This window comes from Cellulophaga sp. BC115SP, assembly GCF_009905545.1.
GTDB classification, from domain to species: Bacteria; Bacteroidota; Bacteroidia; order Cytophagales; family Spirosomataceae; genus Flectobacillus; species Flectobacillus rivi.
This window is the reverse complement of record NZ_JAAALB010000002.1, coordinates 15904-33210: the sequence shown is the minus strand read 5'-3', so window position 1 is coordinate 33210 and position 17307 is coordinate 15904. Positions and strand designations below refer to the sequence as shown.

Annotated in this window: 16 protein-coding genes; 7 read left to right on the top strand and 9 right to left on the bottom strand. The window is 33.9% G+C overall.

All coding sequences use genetic code 11. The features are described 5' to 3' along the window. Positions 1-390 precede the first annotated feature (390 nt). Positions 391-1002: a hypothetical protein gene (locus GVN22_RS01700; RefSeq protein WP_166549349.1), complete on the top strand. Its 612-nt coding sequence runs from the start codon at positions 391-393 to the stop codon at positions 1000-1002. Between the two features lie 162 nt (positions 1003-1164). Here GVN22_RS01700 and GVN22_RS01695 read toward each other — a convergent pair whose 3' ends face one another. The 3 genes from GVN22_RS01695 to GVN22_RS01685 form a co-directional block, all read right to left on the bottom strand. Further along, positions 1165-3678, bottom strand: a complete 2514-nt coding sequence (locus GVN22_RS01695; RefSeq protein ID WP_166549348.1) for a M14 family metallopeptidase — start codon at positions 3676-3678, stop codon at positions 1165-1167. A gap of 60 nt (positions 3679-3738) precedes the next feature. Then, positions 3739-3933, bottom strand: a complete 195-nt coding sequence (locus GVN22_RS01690) for a hypothetical protein (protein ID WP_166549347.1) — start codon at positions 3931-3933, stop codon at positions 3739-3741. 250 nt (positions 3934-4183) lie between these two features. Beyond that, on the bottom strand, positions 4184-4648 hold the full coding sequence (locus GVN22_RS01685; protein WP_166549346.1) for a hypothetical protein: 465 nt from the start codon (positions 4646-4648) through the stop codon (positions 4184-4186). Between the two features lie 419 nt (positions 4649-5067). Here GVN22_RS01685 and GVN22_RS01680 point away from each other — a divergent pair, with 419 nt between their 5' ends. The 6 genes from GVN22_RS01680 (at position 5068) to GVN22_RS01655 (ending at position 8896) form a co-directional block, all read left to right on the top strand. After that, on the top strand, positions 5068-5739 hold the full coding sequence (locus GVN22_RS01680; RefSeq protein WP_166549345.1) for a hypothetical protein: 672 nt from the start codon (positions 5068-5070) through the stop codon (positions 5737-5739). 696 nt (positions 5740-6435) lie between these two features. Then, positions 6436-6885 (top strand): hypothetical protein, encoded by a 450-nt coding sequence (locus GVN22_RS01675; protein ID WP_166549344.1) that lies wholly within the window; start codon positions 6436-6438, stop codon positions 6883-6885. An 87-nt stretch (positions 6886-6972) separates the two neighbouring features. Then, on the top strand, positions 6973-7680 hold the full coding sequence (locus tag GVN22_RS01670; protein ID WP_166549343.1) for a hypothetical protein: 708 nt from the start codon (positions 6973-6975) through the stop codon (positions 7678-7680). Positions 7681-7798: 118 nt separating this feature from the next. Further along, positions 7799-8104 carry a hypothetical protein gene (locus GVN22_RS01665; RefSeq protein WP_166549342.1) on the top strand — a complete coding sequence of 102 codons (306 nt, stop codon included), beginning with the start codon at positions 7799-7801 and terminating at the stop codon, positions 8102-8104. A gap of 16 nt (positions 8105-8120) precedes the next feature. Then, entirely contained in the window at positions 8121-8393 is a 273-nt protein-coding gene (locus GVN22_RS01660) for a hypothetical protein (protein WP_166549341.1), read from the top strand. A gap of 71 nt (positions 8394-8464) precedes the next feature. Then, positions 8465-8896 carry a hypothetical protein gene (locus tag GVN22_RS01655; protein WP_166549340.1) on the top strand — a complete coding sequence of 144 codons (432 nt, stop codon included), beginning with the start codon at positions 8465-8467 and terminating at the stop codon, positions 8894-8896. A gap of 352 nt (positions 8897-9248) precedes the next feature. Here GVN22_RS01655 and GVN22_RS01650 read toward each other — a convergent pair whose 3' ends face one another. The 6 genes from GVN22_RS01650 to porV form a co-directional block, all read right to left on the bottom strand. Beyond that, positions 9249-10868 carry a hypothetical protein gene (locus tag GVN22_RS01650; protein WP_166549339.1) on the bottom strand — a complete coding sequence of 540 codons (1620 nt, stop codon included), beginning with the start codon at positions 10866-10868 and terminating at the stop codon, positions 9249-9251. After that, positions 10855-11868 carry a caspase family protein gene (locus GVN22_RS01645; protein ID WP_166549338.1) on the bottom strand — a complete coding sequence of 338 codons (1014 nt, stop codon included), beginning with the start codon at positions 11866-11868 and terminating at the stop codon, positions 10855-10857. The genes GVN22_RS01650 and GVN22_RS01645 overlap by 14 nt, the downstream gene beginning before the upstream one ends. Continuing rightward, positions 11869-13305: a hypothetical protein gene (locus GVN22_RS01640; protein ID WP_166549337.1), complete on the bottom strand. Its 1437-nt coding sequence runs from the start codon at positions 13303-13305 to the stop codon at positions 11869-11871. It lies immediately after the preceding gene. A gap of 165 nt (positions 13306-13470) precedes the next feature. Next, positions 13471-14655 carry a hypothetical protein gene (locus GVN22_RS01635; protein WP_166549336.1) on the bottom strand — a complete coding sequence of 395 codons (1185 nt, stop codon included), beginning with the start codon at positions 14653-14655 and terminating at the stop codon, positions 13471-13473. 231 nt (positions 14656-14886) lie between these two features. Continuing rightward, positions 14887-15165 carry a hypothetical protein gene (locus GVN22_RS01630; protein ID WP_166549335.1) on the bottom strand — a complete coding sequence of 93 codons (279 nt, stop codon included), beginning with the start codon at positions 15163-15165 and terminating at the stop codon, positions 14887-14889. Between the two features lie 923 nt (positions 15166-16088). Then, complete coding sequence (porV, locus tag GVN22_RS01625; protein ID WP_166549334.1) at positions 16089-17234, bottom strand: type IX secretion system outer membrane channel protein PorV; 1146 nt, start codon at positions 17232-17234, stop codon at positions 16089-16091. Positions 17235-17307: the final 73 nt, after the last annotated feature.

Sequence of the window (17307 nt, the reverse complement as noted above, 5' to 3'; positions counted from 1 at the left end):
AAATAGGGTTTTACTGAATTACAAGATCATATTTTCGTAATTTGATGAATTTATTAGAAGTTAAATTATGCTTTGTTGGCACTTCAGATAAGCAAATACTTGACTGACAGGAATTTTAAACTCTTTAACGTTAAATGGTATACGTTTATTATTCAATTGTCATAAATATGCTACAGTAAATTATGAGGTATAAATAAGATATCTTATCGCTAAATTTCGAACGTTTCTTACCGATAGAATGAGTAAGGATAATATGTTTGAGGGTAATAGACAAAGAAGGTTATCAATTTTTATTTTTTGGTATGTTGTTTAACAAAAAAGGTATTTTCGTAAAATATCATTAATTTTCAATGTTAAACTAAGCAATAATAGATAATCTTTTTTGTATATATGACATTATCAGGTATAAAGAATCGACTAAACCCTTACAAGCAAATATTACCTCTGATTTTGCTATCAGGCTTTGTGCTAGATGCAATTTTAACAATGGTTATCGGAACTATAGACGTTTCAGGAGAAGTATTCGAATATACTCCATCATATAAAAATTATCTTGGAATGAGTGCTCTTGTACTCAATGTAATTGTTTACAGGTATTTCCGATCATTTTATAAGTATTCTTTGGTATCGACACTCTTTGTAGGGTTATTTGGAATCATTATATTTTCAGCTGTTTCAACCAAAATAGGAATTAATTTTGGTCGAGTAGGCATCAAGCTTGAGGTTACTAGTCTACTAGCTATACTTTTGACCTATATGCTAAATTTTGATAGAGCCAATTTTTATGTAATTAACTTTTTTAGTAGTTCTCAGACACCAGAGCAACTTGAAAAATATCAGAAAGCAAAGTTTGATGAAGAAGTTGAAGTGTTTAGAGAAAAATTCAGGCTTTATCCTGATGAATCTCTAATTGCTATCCTAGAAGCTTCGAAGTTTGTTCCAGAGGCGAAAGAAGCAGCAAGACAACTTTTAGCAAGTAAAATAAATAAGGAAAAATCATGAGAAATTGAATCCGTTGAATTGAGGAGAATTACATAAATGCACTCGGAATAATTCTTTACTTTGACTTATCAATCACTTTAAAATTTAATGCGGAGTTGTGGTTAAAATTCAATTTTAACCACAACTCCGCATTAAGCTATCTATTTCGCTTCGATTGTCGGACTAGTTACCTAATACAAACACAGCATTTCCAAATAGCAATTTACCATTTTGCCAGAAACCTCTAAATAGTGGGTTATTGGCTAGATACACGACATTACCACGTCCCATATCTTGTACGCCCCAAATCAAAGAATTTTTCAATTTCTCTTGCGCTTTCACACCCGCAAAACCAGCGATTAAATCTTTTGACTTAGTCACACCAACATTCCAGCCATCGTTCAGATATTGGTAAGCTGCTCCTTCTAACACTAAACTGAAGTAGTTATTGCTGTAACCAAATGACAATGGGTGAGTGGTATCCATGGTTACACGGTAAATGCTACCAGGGGTTTCTTCCGAAATTGATTCACGCTCAGCATTGCCGTAAATTTTTAGTTTGCTATCATCAGATTCTTTCTTTTTCTCTTCTTCTTTAGCTTTCAATTCAAACCCTTCTTTTCCTGCCAAAGCCTTCAATGCATTTTCAATAGCGATAAGTCTACCGCCATTGCGAACCCATTCTTTAATTTTTCCTAAAGTAGACTCAGTCAAAATTCTGTTGTAGTTACCTCCAGGCAAAATCAATACATCAAATTGTGAAAGATTAGTGCTTCCCAAGGTATTTTCTGGTAAAACCGTAATTGGATATTGAATTTGTTGGTCGAAGAAATGCCAAACTTCACCAAAGCCTGTTGTACTAATACCTTCGCCCGCTACAGTTGCCACTTTTGGCATTTTTAAGAAAACTACATTTTCTGAACCAAAGTCAGAACCTTTCGTTGCCATACCTGTCGTAACGGCAGTCAGTCCAACGCCTAATTTGGTCGCTTCATCAGTCAAGATTTTTTCAAACTGAGCCCCCAAACGCTCATTACCTGTACGTGTAATCACTAGCGTTCCTGCAGGATAGGTTTGCCCTTCAATTTCGAAAGATTTAGCAGCACTACGCACTTTGATACCTTTTTGCATGATTGCAGACAAGAATTTTAGATCAGTAAATGACTGCCATCTTGCCAAATAGGCATACGCATTGTCGGCTTTTGTAATTTTGTTTTCGAAGTTTACCTTACCACTTGGGTTCAGACGGTCTTTCAAGGCATACGCCTTCAAACCATACGCATAAGGCAACGACCATGAAGTAATATCATAAGTCATCGAATCTTCCACCATAGTTTTTGGTTCCATCAAAATTTTCAAGAACATAGAACGAGGTTGATAAAGATTGAATACCACATCTTCTGCCTCAACCTTTACAAAACCTGATTTATCATCGTGGTAGCTGTACCCGTTAGCCATATAGTCTTTTCCTGCAACACCATATTGGAAACCTTCTTTATCCAAATAATTCAAAAACTCTTTCACACGAGCTTCTTCGCCCTTAGTTTTGATTACATACGATTTGTATGGACCAATAGGATTTTTTGAAGTATTGTCATGAAACTTAATAAATTCAGTCACTGCTTTATCAGCATTAGCCGAAATTGCATCTAGGCAAGCAAAAGAGGTGCTAAAGTGATGGTCAATTCTTTGTTTTAAGGTTAAAGTATCACCATCACGCTTTACAATACCCAAGCCAGCACGTCCCGAACCACCTTGTTCGTATGTCATACCGAAGGCACCATTATAAGTAGGGTAGGTATCGCCATAAGAAGGGTAAAGTAGGTCAAAACGCTCTTTTGAAAAATACAACCAACCATTTTTATCAAAATCCTTTTTATTGTAGTCACCAATAATTTTCTGGAACTCACGTTGCCAAGCCGTAATATCTTCATGATAAGGCTTTGCCGCAGGAGAAAAATAATAAGGCGATTCTACACCTTGCTCATGGAAGTCAGCGTGCAATTGTGGCATCCATTGGCGGTACAATGCCATTCTTTCTTGCGATTCTTTTTGTACTTGCCATGCCCAGTCACGGTTCAAGTCAAAAATATAATGATTAAAGCGACCCCCTGGCCAAGGCTCTTGGTGTTCCCAAGCGGCGGCGTTAGCATTGTATTTTGCCCCCACTTTTTGGTTGTACCAGTTGGCATAACGATCATAGCCATCAGGGTTGATTGATGGATCGAGAATTACAACAGTATTTGCCAAAATCGCTTTACTACGAGCCGAATTAGGATTTAATAATTCATGAATTACAAATGGAGCTGTGTTTGTACCACAAGACTCATTACCATGTACATTATAGCTCATCCAAGCAATAGCAGGTTGTTTGCGAGCGCTAGGTTTACCATCCAACAAGCCAATTGCTTTGAGATTATTAGTACGAATTTCCTCTAAAGCTGCAAAATTTTCAGGAGAAGCAACAACAGCTGCAATGAGTGGACGACCTTCATTTGTAGAACCATACTGAATTAATTTTACCTGAGAAGGATTTTGAGCAGCTACATATTCATAATAGCTCACCACTTGGTGATGTCTCAAAAAGCGGTCTCCTTTTTTAAATTTCAAATATTCCTCAGGTGACTGCAATTGGGCTTGCGAAGTAAAACACAGCAGCAGGAACATCATAAGGTTGATGAAAGTAGTTTTTTGCATGATGTATAAGTTTATATGATAAGAAAGCTCAAATATAAGCAATAAGACGTTTTAAGCAATCTATAATTGGATAGAGTAGGCAGTCTTCTGATGTTTGTCCGATTCTTTACCATTGAAGCACTGCTCTTTAGAATTCCAATGTTTTCGGTGAAGTTTAATTTTAGTAGCGAAGGGAACGGACTTTTCACCATCAACTCTTATTTCACAATAGATAACGCCATGGTCTTTAATAGAACTTTCACGAAACGACATCATGTTGATAGGGGTGTAACTTATATTTCTAGGTGGGTAGTTGTTTGAATTTTTAACATTTGTAAGTAAAATTGTTAGTAAATCGTAAAATATGCCTTGGTTGCACGTATGGAAGCTTTTTTTGAGGGTTTCAGCATGAAGAGGGAATATGCTAAAAACAAGAAAAGCGAGCTAAAAAGCTCGCTTGCAAGTCGTTAATAATCACTGTGTAGTCCGTACGGGAACATGGGTTTCGCCGGTAACTATCTTATTTTTAAGCTATTACAGTCGTACTGTAATTTCTGTCAGCAATACTGTCAGCAATGAAAAGAATAATAATTCCAATTCGTTGACTAACAGGCTTTTTATTGCTGACAATCTTAAAATTTGCGGCTTTGGCTTGTTGGCGTGCCATTACCTGTTGAACAGAAAACTTATAAATGTTGGCTTGCTCGGTAGTTTCTTTTAATCGATGCTCAAGCTCATCAACGTATTCTCTGGAAAGCTTTTCTGAAGTAAACATCTCTCCACTCCCAGTTAGAAGCCACTGAAGATCCACTTGTGGAAACTTTATAGCAATCTTTTGTAAAAAAGGGAAAGAAGGATTACTCAATCTAGCACCCACAATATTAGCAGTATAACCAGGTGCAATCTCCATAGCCTTATCGAACTTTCTGACACTATCAAAGCCAAGAGCTTTGATAAGAGCATCTATCCGTTGATTTACAGTTGTCTCCATATTTATCAAATTTATTTTGAAAAAAATCAATATTTGATTTGATATTAACGACAATTGTCGTTAATATTGCACCGTAATGTGTTAATTGACTACAAATTTAACACAAAAATCAACAAAAACAATATTTTAGAAGATGTTTTAGCTATAAATTCGATCAGGGTAAATCTAATATGGTATTAGCATCGAAATCTGAAATGTCATTTATAAATCTCAAATGAAGTATCCTAATTTTTTACTAACATCCATTTTAACTAATATAAAAATTGTCACTACAGTGAACATATTTAGAGGATTAATCCTCTAAATATTCAGTAACGTATAGATTAAGAGTTACTTCATAATCTCTTATACGGTGCTTCTAGCTCAAAACTCCTTCCTTACAGATAGTCTGTATGGATTAAAAAAAACGTCCTTTTAAGATGGAAAGAATTATTACGTCGGTCTCAAATTTACTAAACACAATAAAAAGACCTGAACTTGATTATCCCAAAATGAAAGAGAAGCTTGGTGAAATTCTCACCCAAAATGCTCAACTCATAGAGACGCAAAACCTCCCTATTAAGAAACTAGCGGTATCTATGGAACAAACAGCTAAGCAGATTTTGATTCTTTTTCTTCGAAAGTTTGAAGCTGGGGAAGTTCGAAACTATACAGTAAAGTTTACTTATGGCTATCTCTGCAAAAGCTTAGGCAAGGGATTTAGGGTGCCAAATGTCAAAACTATTATTCGACATATTATGCGATTTCTTGAGTTACCTCTAAAGTTTGTTACTCAAAAAGTACGGTCATATATTGAGGAGATTGGGGTAAATGGTATAGCTCTTACATTACATCCTTCTGTTATTTTCTTTAAGAACGACTCGCATCAAAAAGCTCATGAAAAGGGACAAACTATTATGACAAGTATTAAAGGTAAACCTTTACCATTACCTAAATCTCAAATACTTAGCTACAATCAAGGTGTAATTCCTTTTGAAGTTGCTAGAAACCCATATAGAAGAATTAAGGAAGATAATACCTCGATAAAGCATACTGCTTCAAGTGTAGGTAATATTATGAGTGAAATGCTTAATCAACTCAGGATGCCGTAATTTTTTTTCGATCGAAGTGGACATTTTGCCATATAAGTACTTTAAAAGAACTTATAAAAACTTTTAAAAAGTACTTATTAGAACGTGATTCTGAACTTTTTAGCGGTTTAGGGTACAGTTACCTCAAACTTCTAACATAAAAGGCTCTTCTCACTTTACTTTGGATTTGTATAATTTTTTAAATAGTTCAACGAAGTTTTAAAAAGTACTTATTAGGTTCTTTTTTATACACCAGGGGCCGTCGCCCTCAGAATACCTCTTTCTATGCTTACACCTTCTGTACTTGCGTCAATTTCTATTTGTTTAATGGCAAAAGGCATTGATTTTCAATTTATTGACAATAGTGTTTCATGTGAATTCAGATATGACTTACCAATCGATTTAAACTTAATAATACAATCAACTTTCACCGATATGACTAAAAGTTGCATAACTAATCGCTTACTTAATGACATTGTTATTAAGCTAGTTAAGCTGAATGTCCCTTTCGTCTTTAAGAACAAAATTATCGAATTCGATTTTAGAGAAAATACGGACATAGCCACTATTTCTCCTCTAGGAGATAAGGTTTTGATTACAACTCTTTATAGAGATTTCTTTGTAATAGATTCTCTTGATGATTTGTGCAATTCTCATCCTTTCTCCCAAAACTAGATTATTTAACAATTTAGTACCACATTTTTCCTATCAAATCTTATGGAAGCATCATTCAAAAAAACACCCATTGTGAACCACTACTTGCAAGAGCCAATTCATGACATTGAGGAATCTCGTCTTGTGGTCGCTGTTTATCATCAACGCAAATGGATGAGTCCCAAAGGTCCTGTCAATGCGACCTATCATAGCATGAAATTTCTACATGAATCAAAGCAATATCAGTTAAATCCTGTAGAAATAGAACTTGGAAGAATTCCTAGAATTATTCACTCTAAGAGAGAAAAGTTTGCGGATAATCCGATCGTCACCATCATTTGCTATGAAAATATGAACAAGGGACGAACTCTAAAAGGTGTCGAAAATGAAGAAGTATTTAAGGCTGTTGTCAGGAATCGACAAATTGGAGACAATTACCAAATCTTTGTTGAAGATCAATATTGGAAGGATTTTATTTTTCAGATTCTACAACAAATCAATAATCAACTCTAGTGTAATCGACAAGAGCTTTTTCCACTGTAGTACTATCCATTCTTCGCCCAGTTGATGAAAGCTGTCATCCATTAAATATTTATAACCATGCAAATCGCACTTAAGAAAAGTATATTCCAACAAATCATAGATTTCATCTTTGATATCAATTTTATCACTCTTGGAATGCTTGTTGTTTGCTCGGCTAGAGCAATTGAAACTCAGACCTTATATTTTCATGCTTACCCTCAACATCTTGAAGGATGGCCAAGGTACGCTGCTAGCTGGTTTATGGCGTTGGCATTTGAGCTTACTGCTACTGTCGTAACAGTTAATGAAAAACATAATTCAAGTAAAAGGAAAACCATTGCCTTTGCTTGGGCATCTGTTATCATGACGGCGCTTTTTTTACTAGATGTTCAACAGGAGGTTCTACTTCAAAAAATAAAAATGGCAACCACTCAAGTATTTCTTAGTTGTGTATCTGGCTATATGGTATATGTCTATGCTGAGCTCTTTACTCAGAAAGCTAGAGAAAAAATGCTCAATATTGATTTTCAAGTCGAGGTTACATCTCTACAAAATAAGGTTTCACAACTTAATGTTGAGCTCAACACTGAAAAGAATAAGGTCACTCAAACTCACGTCCTACTCAACGAAGCTCAGCAAAAGATAACTCTTTTGGAAGAGAATGTTGACACATTACTCACTCAAAAACAAGGACTTGAAGTCGACCTTGAGGCTCAGAGGCTCAAAGCTTCTCGTAAGAAAGATAGAGAACAGCTTAGCTTCTCTATTGTCAAGAAAGCGAACTAATCTCCTCAGATACAACACACTAACATGTCACCATAGGTGAGTAATATACAATTCGATGTCAGTTTAGGTGACATCAAAAGAAGTGAAGTTCATCATTATGTCAACTCTTGTTATAAATATGTCACCTAGTTCAATAATTATCTACAAATTAATCTCAGTCCTGAAAATGGTACAATTTAAAGACAATGCTATTATTATCACTATAGAAGGAGTAAATCCACTTGAAGATTGGCAAGATCTATTACTCACTATTGCAGATGTGTACAGGTTACTTACCACTAACCAAGACTTACACGTGAGTGAGTATAGGCTCAATATGTTTAATGAACTACACAAGGCAACCTGTTCACTTGATGTGGATGACAGTGTAACACAGAACGTTCTAGCATTACTCATTGAAAATCGAAAACAAAATATTCATTAACTAACTTTTCTCAATCATGCAAACATTAGCAATAGAATTAACAAAGAGTGCTTTTTTTCAACTAGCATCTAGTACTCAAGATAGAATCTGCCAGATCCAAAGCCTACAAATACAGAAAAGCCTTGTACAAGTTCGTGGGCAAAAGGCAATGATCAAAGAGACTATCCAAACACAAAAGCTAGCAAATAATCCATGTTTAAAATTGGAAGACAAACTCCACGAGCTTCAAAGACACGAACAAATACTTTGGGTAGAACTCCAAACTAGAGCAATGATGAAAGCTTGGTAATATCACAAGTGACTATTAGAAAAACATACGTCTATTCCTTAATAATGAAACCAATTAGCAACATCTATTTTATGAGAAAGTACCTTCTTTTTTCAGTCATTACAAGTTCTATCTTCACTTTAATTGCTTGTAAAGATTCTACAATTCCATCTCTTAAAGAAGCAAAAACTACAAGAGAAGCGATACAAGCCATCAATGGAGTTGAGTACAAATCAACAAATGGTGATTCAGGATATATCAAGTTCACTGATATTGGCACCAAAAGTGAAACATTGTTAGGGAGTAAATTAGCGAACGCAGGAGTAATGTCTAATATATGGGTTATTGATAATCAAGACCCTAATAAGCCTTATGAATATGAAGAACGCTATTTTAATGAGGTATCTCAAAACAAAATAACATTTTGGAATTTTAACATCCACCTATATTCAGATACTCTTGAATTATTATACACTAAGAGAACGCCACATTTAAGGTATATATTTAAACGGAATGGATTATAGAAAATTTCAATTATCATAGTATAAACTTATACAGGGAAAAATCATGATCTGAATAGATTAGTGCTTGTAGCTTAAAATTGAAAATATTCAAGATTTAGAATTTGTTACCGATATATATAGTAAAGCTAAAGGATGTAGATTTCGAAGATTTGTTAGTCTAAGGGCAAGTGAGATGAGAGTTATGGGGTATTCTAGTCATACTTTTTCAAAACAATGAATTTATTATTGAAATGACTGAAATTTAGCTAACCTCATATTCACAACCTCCTTCAACAAGATTTGAAGGAAGTTGTGAATATGAGGTTTTGAAAATTATTTTTTACGAACAACGCTTAATTATGATAAATTTTAGTTATTTACTTCCACCAACTTCCCTTTTCCAATCTTCAAAAATTCTTGAGATTGTACTTCCTGATAAGTTTAATTGATTGGATATCTCGTTAATACTAAGATTATCATTCTGATTAATCATATCAGATATTGAAGTTCGAATCCAATTCTCTTTAGAATCAGAATTTATATCTGAATTCTTGATTAAATGAATAACTCTCGGCGTTAAAACATTTCGAATACTCAAATCTAATTGACTACTCACTTGTCCAACGATATTTTCACTTGATGACGTATTTTGTAGGATTTCATTTGGTGAAAAATAAGGTTTTGAATATCTACGAAATTTATTTTTATACAAAATATTTTCAAGATCTAACCCACTAATTGAATTTCTAGAATATTTGATCGGTTGAAATGTATTAAATGGACTATCATAGTAAAGAGTCTCTGAGATAAAATCATTAATACTATTCATAGGAATCAACGTGTTGTTTTTCACCGATGCATTTTTAATTGCTTCAAATCCTATTCTTAACATTGGCGTTCCCTTTACATCTCTCTTGCTATAATTAGTATTTCCCAAATGCTCAACCAAAAGTATATCCAATGCTTGCAAGTCGGGCGATTCATCATTGTCCTTCAAGATTACCTGTCTTAGATTGTTAGAGATTCTATAAAATAAATTATCGTTTTTTTTCTGAGCACCTTTCAAATAAATATATGAGCATATCAAACCAAGCATTGGAGATTCATACTTGCCAGAGGCCACAATTTCAATAAGATTTTCATCAATAGAATAATCTTTATTTTGTAGTTTATCTAATAAGATATCAATATATTTATTTGTTTCATCCTTTGGATTGAACTCTCTCATCTTAGAAATAAAAATCCGTATTGTTCCAAAAAGTGGAACTTCTCCTAAGGTTATAAAAAATTGAGTATGCCAATTTTTAAAAACGTAAATCGGGATTTGTCGTGGCTCTTTACCATGATAAATCAAATAGTAAATCCCGTGAGGAAGTACTGCATTAAACGCTATCCAGCCATCATATTCATTAACTACGATACCGACTTGTGAATCAAATATAATTATTGGTTCTCCAAAGTCATTTACTATCTCAAAATCCCGATAAAACGATTTATCCCACTTCTCTCGCAAATCTTTATATTTTTCAAGTGAAGGGAAACGCATGAAAATAAATAATGAGGAATTGGCTGTAATTAAATTTCCCCCACTGTAATCAAAAGTGCTATTCCTACTAAATTCTATTGCTGGAGAGGTGTAATATTCATATGAAGAGCCGTAAGTATTAACATTATCTCCGCCTAATAAAGCAGAAGAAAATTGTTGTGGGGGCTCAATAATATTTGAATGAGGTAGTTTAAAATTGTTACTTGCGACTAAGTAATCCCTATCTTTATTTACTGTTATAATTTTGTCACTAACTTCAGAGTTCATTTCAATCCTTATGGTATACAGACCTTTATTAATATAATACTTATAAGTAGAGAGAGATTCTTCAACGGGAAAAACGATCCTGTTTGAAGAATCAAATAGGATAACCTTGACAAGATATTTATACTCGTCAGCTATGTTTACCATCAAGGTAAATTTTAGAAGAGAATTAGAAAGTGACATCTTTTTTGTTTTGAGAGAGTGGAACTTGAAAGAATGAAGTTTCGTCTGTCAAAGTATCTCTAAGCTGATACAAACCTTTTCCTAGTTGACGTGAAACTCTTTTAGATTGACTTGAATCAATGGTTTCAATTAGATTTAGATCTCCATCAAATAGCTCAACAGGATTATTCCTTGTCGCTCCAAAAATGATATTCAAATTATTTCCAACTAATTGAACTTCAACTAAAGTTGCGTTATTGCTGTATGTGTGTGAGATTTCAGGAATTTGTTTGTAACCTTGCTTTTGTGCGAGCTCTGGAGTTGCTTTAATTAAAAAATCACGAAGGTCATCTACACCTACTAAGCCATTATTAGCGGCAGCACCATTCAAGCCTTCTATCAAAACAGTTGTGAATGCTCCCCTCATTTCTGAATCAATAGATTCAACTTCGTATGATTGGTCTTGATATTGGGTTGCATAGGCAACAAACATTTTGGTTTGTCCTGCCGCTTGTCCCGGAACTGGAATGGAAAAAGTTGGTGCCTTGGGTTTAATATTTATTTTTGTATTGCGACAACAATCTGCTATAAAAAAAATTTCCTCAAAGTAGCCATACTGTTTTATGCCATCTTTATATTCTTCCGATGATAGAGCCGATTGTCTTCTGCTCTCTGACCAGTTAGCCAAACAAAGGGCTGTATTTGTTGTACTATCCAATGTCCCTAAACCATGACCTGCAAAATAAAAATACAATCGTCGTGCGGTACCACCTTGAGCTTGAATTGTAGCTTCAATTTCAAGGAATGCGTCATCAATTTCATCTTGCAATGGCTTTAATGGCATAGAAGAAGAAATTATTTTTTTGATGTTGGGAGCTGGCACATTTCCACCAGTCGCACTAGCTACCCATTTCTCTAACTTGTTAGCATCGTTAACTGCACCCCCTAATGTTCTTAATCCTTTTTGTGTGGGTGAAGTATAATCATTAATACCTATAAGAATTGCGAAGTCCTCTTTCATTTAAATAAGCATGAATTTAATACTGTCTATTGTTTCATCATCATCATCAAAATCACCATGGGTTAATGACTGGCTTCTAAAGCCTCTAGGGGTATCTTCATTAGTTTGAGAAAATACAACCCTTTTTTTCCCTTCTTCATAAAGAAAGTTGTGCGCATCAGAAATTTCATCTGCGGAATCGTAAGGCGAAGTAGCTCTAATATTTCTTTCAAGTCCAAGGATATAAGCATCATCTTCATTGCCTTCATTCTCTAAAATACCTGAGATTAAATATAGTAACGAATGAGTGTAAAAAAAAGGAACCAGAATGTCGCGTTTCTCATTACTATCAGTCATTGTAAATATCCTAAAGTTTTTAAAACGATTCTGGTGCAAAACAACCTCGTCCCTGAATAAATCAATTCTACATGCTGGAGCCAAAAAAATTATATTTTCAAAACAAAGTTGAGGGTAGGTCGCTGAACTCATCTCAAGTAAATTACAAATTGCTATAGAACCAGCACTATGTCCAACCAAATTGACTTGAATCTCTGGATACTTCATATGATATGCTACCAACTTATCAAACAAATATCTTCCTGCAAATTGGTTTATGTCTGAAATACCGGTATTATCTTTCCACATTTCTTTGGACTTAACTTTCATATTATTCCAAATCCATGCTCCTAATTCAGCAACATAGAGTTCTCTCAAAAGTTCTTCAATAATTGTTGGATAGAAATCATGGTCTCGTTTTGACGCAAATCTTTTGATGACTCTGAATGCAATTTTTGCAACACTCTTTATAAGAAACATCGTATCGATAACCCCTCTTGATTGTACGCCTTTTTGCCCAGAGATTGGAAATTTTGATTCTTCAAGAATGGATACAAGTTCAAGGTCAGCTTCAATTTCAAATTTAAACTCTCCTTCCAAATCCTCTACACTGAGAGGCATTACTGTAGTAGAAGTAGCTCCCCTTCCTTTTGATTCGTCGAGTTTGCTTTGCGTGTAATTTTCAAAAGGAATTATCTTATTAAGTTCTATTTGTATTTGTTCTTTTGTGAGTGTAATGCCTGAGCCTCTCCCTAATCCACTATCGAATCCTAACATAGGTGCTAGTTTCTTTATTAGAATTTTAATCAACTTATTAAATAGCTTTGTTTCTGAAATTTTTCCAATATTTGATGCAACTGTTTCTATTAAACCAGTTTCCCATACAAAACAAATTGGGCTTTGTTTTATGGTGCTTAAGTGTCCACCCATTTTTATGGCTGTTTCCATTCCACTCTCCTCATTCACTAGCCCTCCATGAAAATATAATGTAATCTTTTTTACATTATCAGCCTCAAATCCTTGGAACATAGCATCAATGTCTGATGGAACAGAATGGTATGAACCTGAAGGCTTAAAAGTGCCTTGAGGGCCTACATTTACAATGAACTCTTTTATATTCATAACATTTTATTTTTTCGTTTACATTTATTTTTGAAGCCAAAAGGTATGATACTCTTTTAAAAGTTGGACTATTAAAAGAGTATCAAAGATAATTTTTTAATAAGGTTGATGAGATAGTTATACCCATTGGTAATTACTCTGATATTTGTTTTGATCTTTTCGTCCTTAATTCTCCGTAAGGTCTTTACCCATAAGGTCTTCATCAAGTTGTCCAATAGAGTTTGAGATTGCCTTAACTTTCTGAGCTAATAATAAAGGTGTTCCTTCATTAGCCATTAATGTAATAATTGCTGCATGTAGCCATTTAATTCTGATAAAGGAAAACATAAATAATATAAGGAATAGTTTTCCAAGGAAACATACGAAAAACACAGTACCTTTAAAATACGTATAATATTCAGAGTATTGGGGATTATTTGCTAGAAAATCAAACGCTCCAAAAAAAATTTGAAAGCAAGCATATAGTGGAAGTAAAATAGTTGCAGTGAAAAAATAAAACTTATCAAGCAGGTTTTTCTTGAGTTCCGTCTGAAAGAAATAAAGAATTTGAACAAGTCTGTTGAAAAATAATATCATTGCTACGCAGTTGAAAATACTACAGAACATATCAAGTGTTAAGATTGTCATTTTGATGGTTAAAATCTCTAACCCCGATCCTATCAAAACTACGTAAGCTAACATGTAAAAAATGAGTAAAAAGTAGTGAACTCCTAAATGTAGAGTACTTTTATTGTCAGCATCAACAGTTTTTTGATATAAAATGCTAAATGATACCCATAAACCAATTCCAGAGAGAAAATTAAAAAAGTTCGCTAGTGCACTTAAAATTATATACCAAAAGGCTCCATTATGCTTATCTATCGGGCTTCTTGTTGTGAACTCATAAAATGAATATGACTTCTCAAAGTATATGGAAGACGAGAGATTTAGTTTGTCTTTAACTATATTTAATGCATAAAAAATAATGAGAGGCCATAAGAATAATGAAAAGTTCCTAACAAGTTGTCCAACTACAGCGCTTGTTCTCTCTACATAATACTTGGTTTGATTACTTGAAATTTTTAAAGTTTCTTCGATAGCTTTCAAGTCGTCAAGTGCGAAATTTGAATTATCATATTCCCCATGTTTTCTTCTTAAAAAATAAAAATCATCAAAAAGTGTTGAGAAAATCATTATGCTAATTACTAAAACTAGTATATTGAGTGATGCAGAGTAAATAGGAAGATTCTTTGAATCAAAATTTTCAAGGCCAATTATTAACCCCGATTTTTTAAAATCAAAGAAGAAGATTGTAGAAGCTATAGAAATAGATAAAACGATTAGCTCTTTAAATTTGAATATTTTTTTCATACTGATTACTGTTTTCTTATGTTACATAGTTAAGGTAATTGGTCATTCAGTTAATCAATTCTACTCATTGAATAATGCACATGAAAAGAACGAAATGATAATGATTATAAAATCAACTATCTTTTCGAAAACATTATCTAATAGACTTTATCACGGTTTGTAACAAGTAGGTTTAATTAATGATAATGCTTACAGACAACTCAGTCTATTTTGATAAGTAAAAACCGTAAATTAGCGAAATTTAAGGCTTTTATTTTCTCTTTGAGCTGCATTCAAGTGTGAAAAATTGATAAGAATCCGAATTGTTATTACTGTGCCTCTAAGCTTATCTGTATAGCCTAACATGGCATTTTCTATATTACCACTTCTGGGCTTAGACTCACCTTCTATACCTAAACTCTGTAGGTTCTTCATAACTGAAAATACTGAGTAGGCTACACCTACAGTGCTTACAGTAACATTTAAAATAATTTGAGAGTTACCAGCACCTACTTGATAAGGTTGATTCATACTGTTAGAGATTTATGTTTTAGAAATTATAGCTATCAGATAGATTTTTTTATCTCGACTAGCAACCAAGTTTAAAAGGATATGTCTGCAATAATATTCACACTTAATTTAGAAAAACTATTTTTTATTTTGTCGAAATACCGTTTTAAAAGAAGTAAATTTTATTATTCGGTAATTAATGGATTACATTATAAATATTGTATAGTATAAGTTTTTGTTTGTCAGGATTTAATAGGATACGTTAGGTGTAGTTGAGTTTCTATAATCGTTTAATTTGAAGTTCAAGATCGCGTAAGAATCAACATTGAGATTACTGTTCTTCAATTCTACACGCCCAACTCTAGTAAATAAATAGAGTTTAAGCCTTCATATTTCTTTGATATTGTTACCCACTGTATCTAATCTATTCATCAAGAATTGGTTTATAATCTTTGTTTCTTAACCATAAAGTCAAGATAGCCTAATTTAATATTTCTCAATCACCCAAAAACTATTCTCGAATTTTGAAATCAAAAAGGATAAAGCATTTTTAGAATCGTTTATCTCCAGTGAATATTTTAAATTGAATCTCTGGGATTCGGTAATTATTACATCTTATCAATCAGATTTGAATAAAGAAGCGATAGAAGCTTTGTCGGGGGATGATCTCCAGATTGTGTCCTTTAGTATTAGAGCTTATTAAAGTCCAAAACAGTCTTTTAAATTAACTCTGATATTCATTAAGTCGACTTACCATTTACTAAAACAGCACTCCTGTCTAACAAGAGTGCTGTTTTGTTTACCGCTGGTAAAACCAATAACCTAACAATACCAGACTAATGACTACTATATTCGCAACGGTCTCGGCTATGTACTCTATTGGGATTCTATGGGTAAGTTTTATATATTTTAGGATTGTCTTCATTTGACATTGTAGCATCTATTTACAACTTCATCCCTAAGCTAAATCGAAGGGTATGCGCTAGTGGATTTCCAGATTCTTGAGGGATAAGATATGATAAATCAAGGTTCATGCCCTTTACTTTAGCACCTAAACCTAAGGTGAAAAACTTCATATTCCCTTTAGTTCGGTCTTGATATTGATAGCCCCCTCGCAAGGATAATAATTCTTGAAGGGTTAACTCAATTCCTAGATTATAGTTGATTTCCTTGAGCGTTTCTGATATGCCATTTGGTGCTGAACTCCAGTTTTCAATCAAGGTTCCTAATGCCGTAACCTTTGCTGGATCCTTTCCTTTGACTATATTTCCTTTCCCATCTCTTACGGGTGGAGTTGGTATCAACAGTCGGTTGGCATCAAGGCTTAATCCAAGTCGGTTCTTTCTTCCTACCTGTATGTATTGTGCTAGGCCTAATCTTAAGGTAGTAGGTTGAAAATTCAAATTTGAGACATCTCCATAACTTACTTTACCACCTAGGTTTGTAATTGATGCACCATAGTTAAGCCAATGCGCCTGATTCTCATACAGTTTACCTGTATGGAAATAATACACATCCGCTGCAAAGCTAGTGGATGGGCTTAAGCTTTGACCTAATAATGACTGCTTACCAGTTAGGTTTGAATAAATGTATTTCAGACCAATCGCAAGAGATGATTTAGTCGAAAGCTTCCTTGAATAGATACCCGCCAAGGATAGCTCACTTGAGGTTACTACACCTATGGATGTGCCAACCTCATCGGTTAGATTTACACTTCCTGCCATAAAATACTTCACTGATAAACCAAATGCTTCTCTTTCATTCTTGACTTTGTAGATATTTGCCCCCAAAAGGTTCATATCATCTATCAAGTTCCTTGCATAAGGACTGTAGTTCACCGCTATACCCAATGATTTATTGGTACTATCGGCTCTATTCCATAAAAAAGATAACCTGGCAGAGTTAAGATATGCAGAGTTCTCATCTGGACTTAAGGCTATTCCACCTTCACCCAAACCTGCACTTCTGGCATCATAAATAAAGTTTTGAAACTGATAGCTCGGTACTTGAATACGAGTTGGATTTACTTGGCTTTGGCTGTAGGATTTCATTCCTATTGTCATCAATATGATTGAAAGATATTTCTTCATCGTTAGAGTGTTTTAATTCCCAAGTGAATGAATTTTTATCCACTTGGGAATTTTATGTTTTACGGTTTTCCTT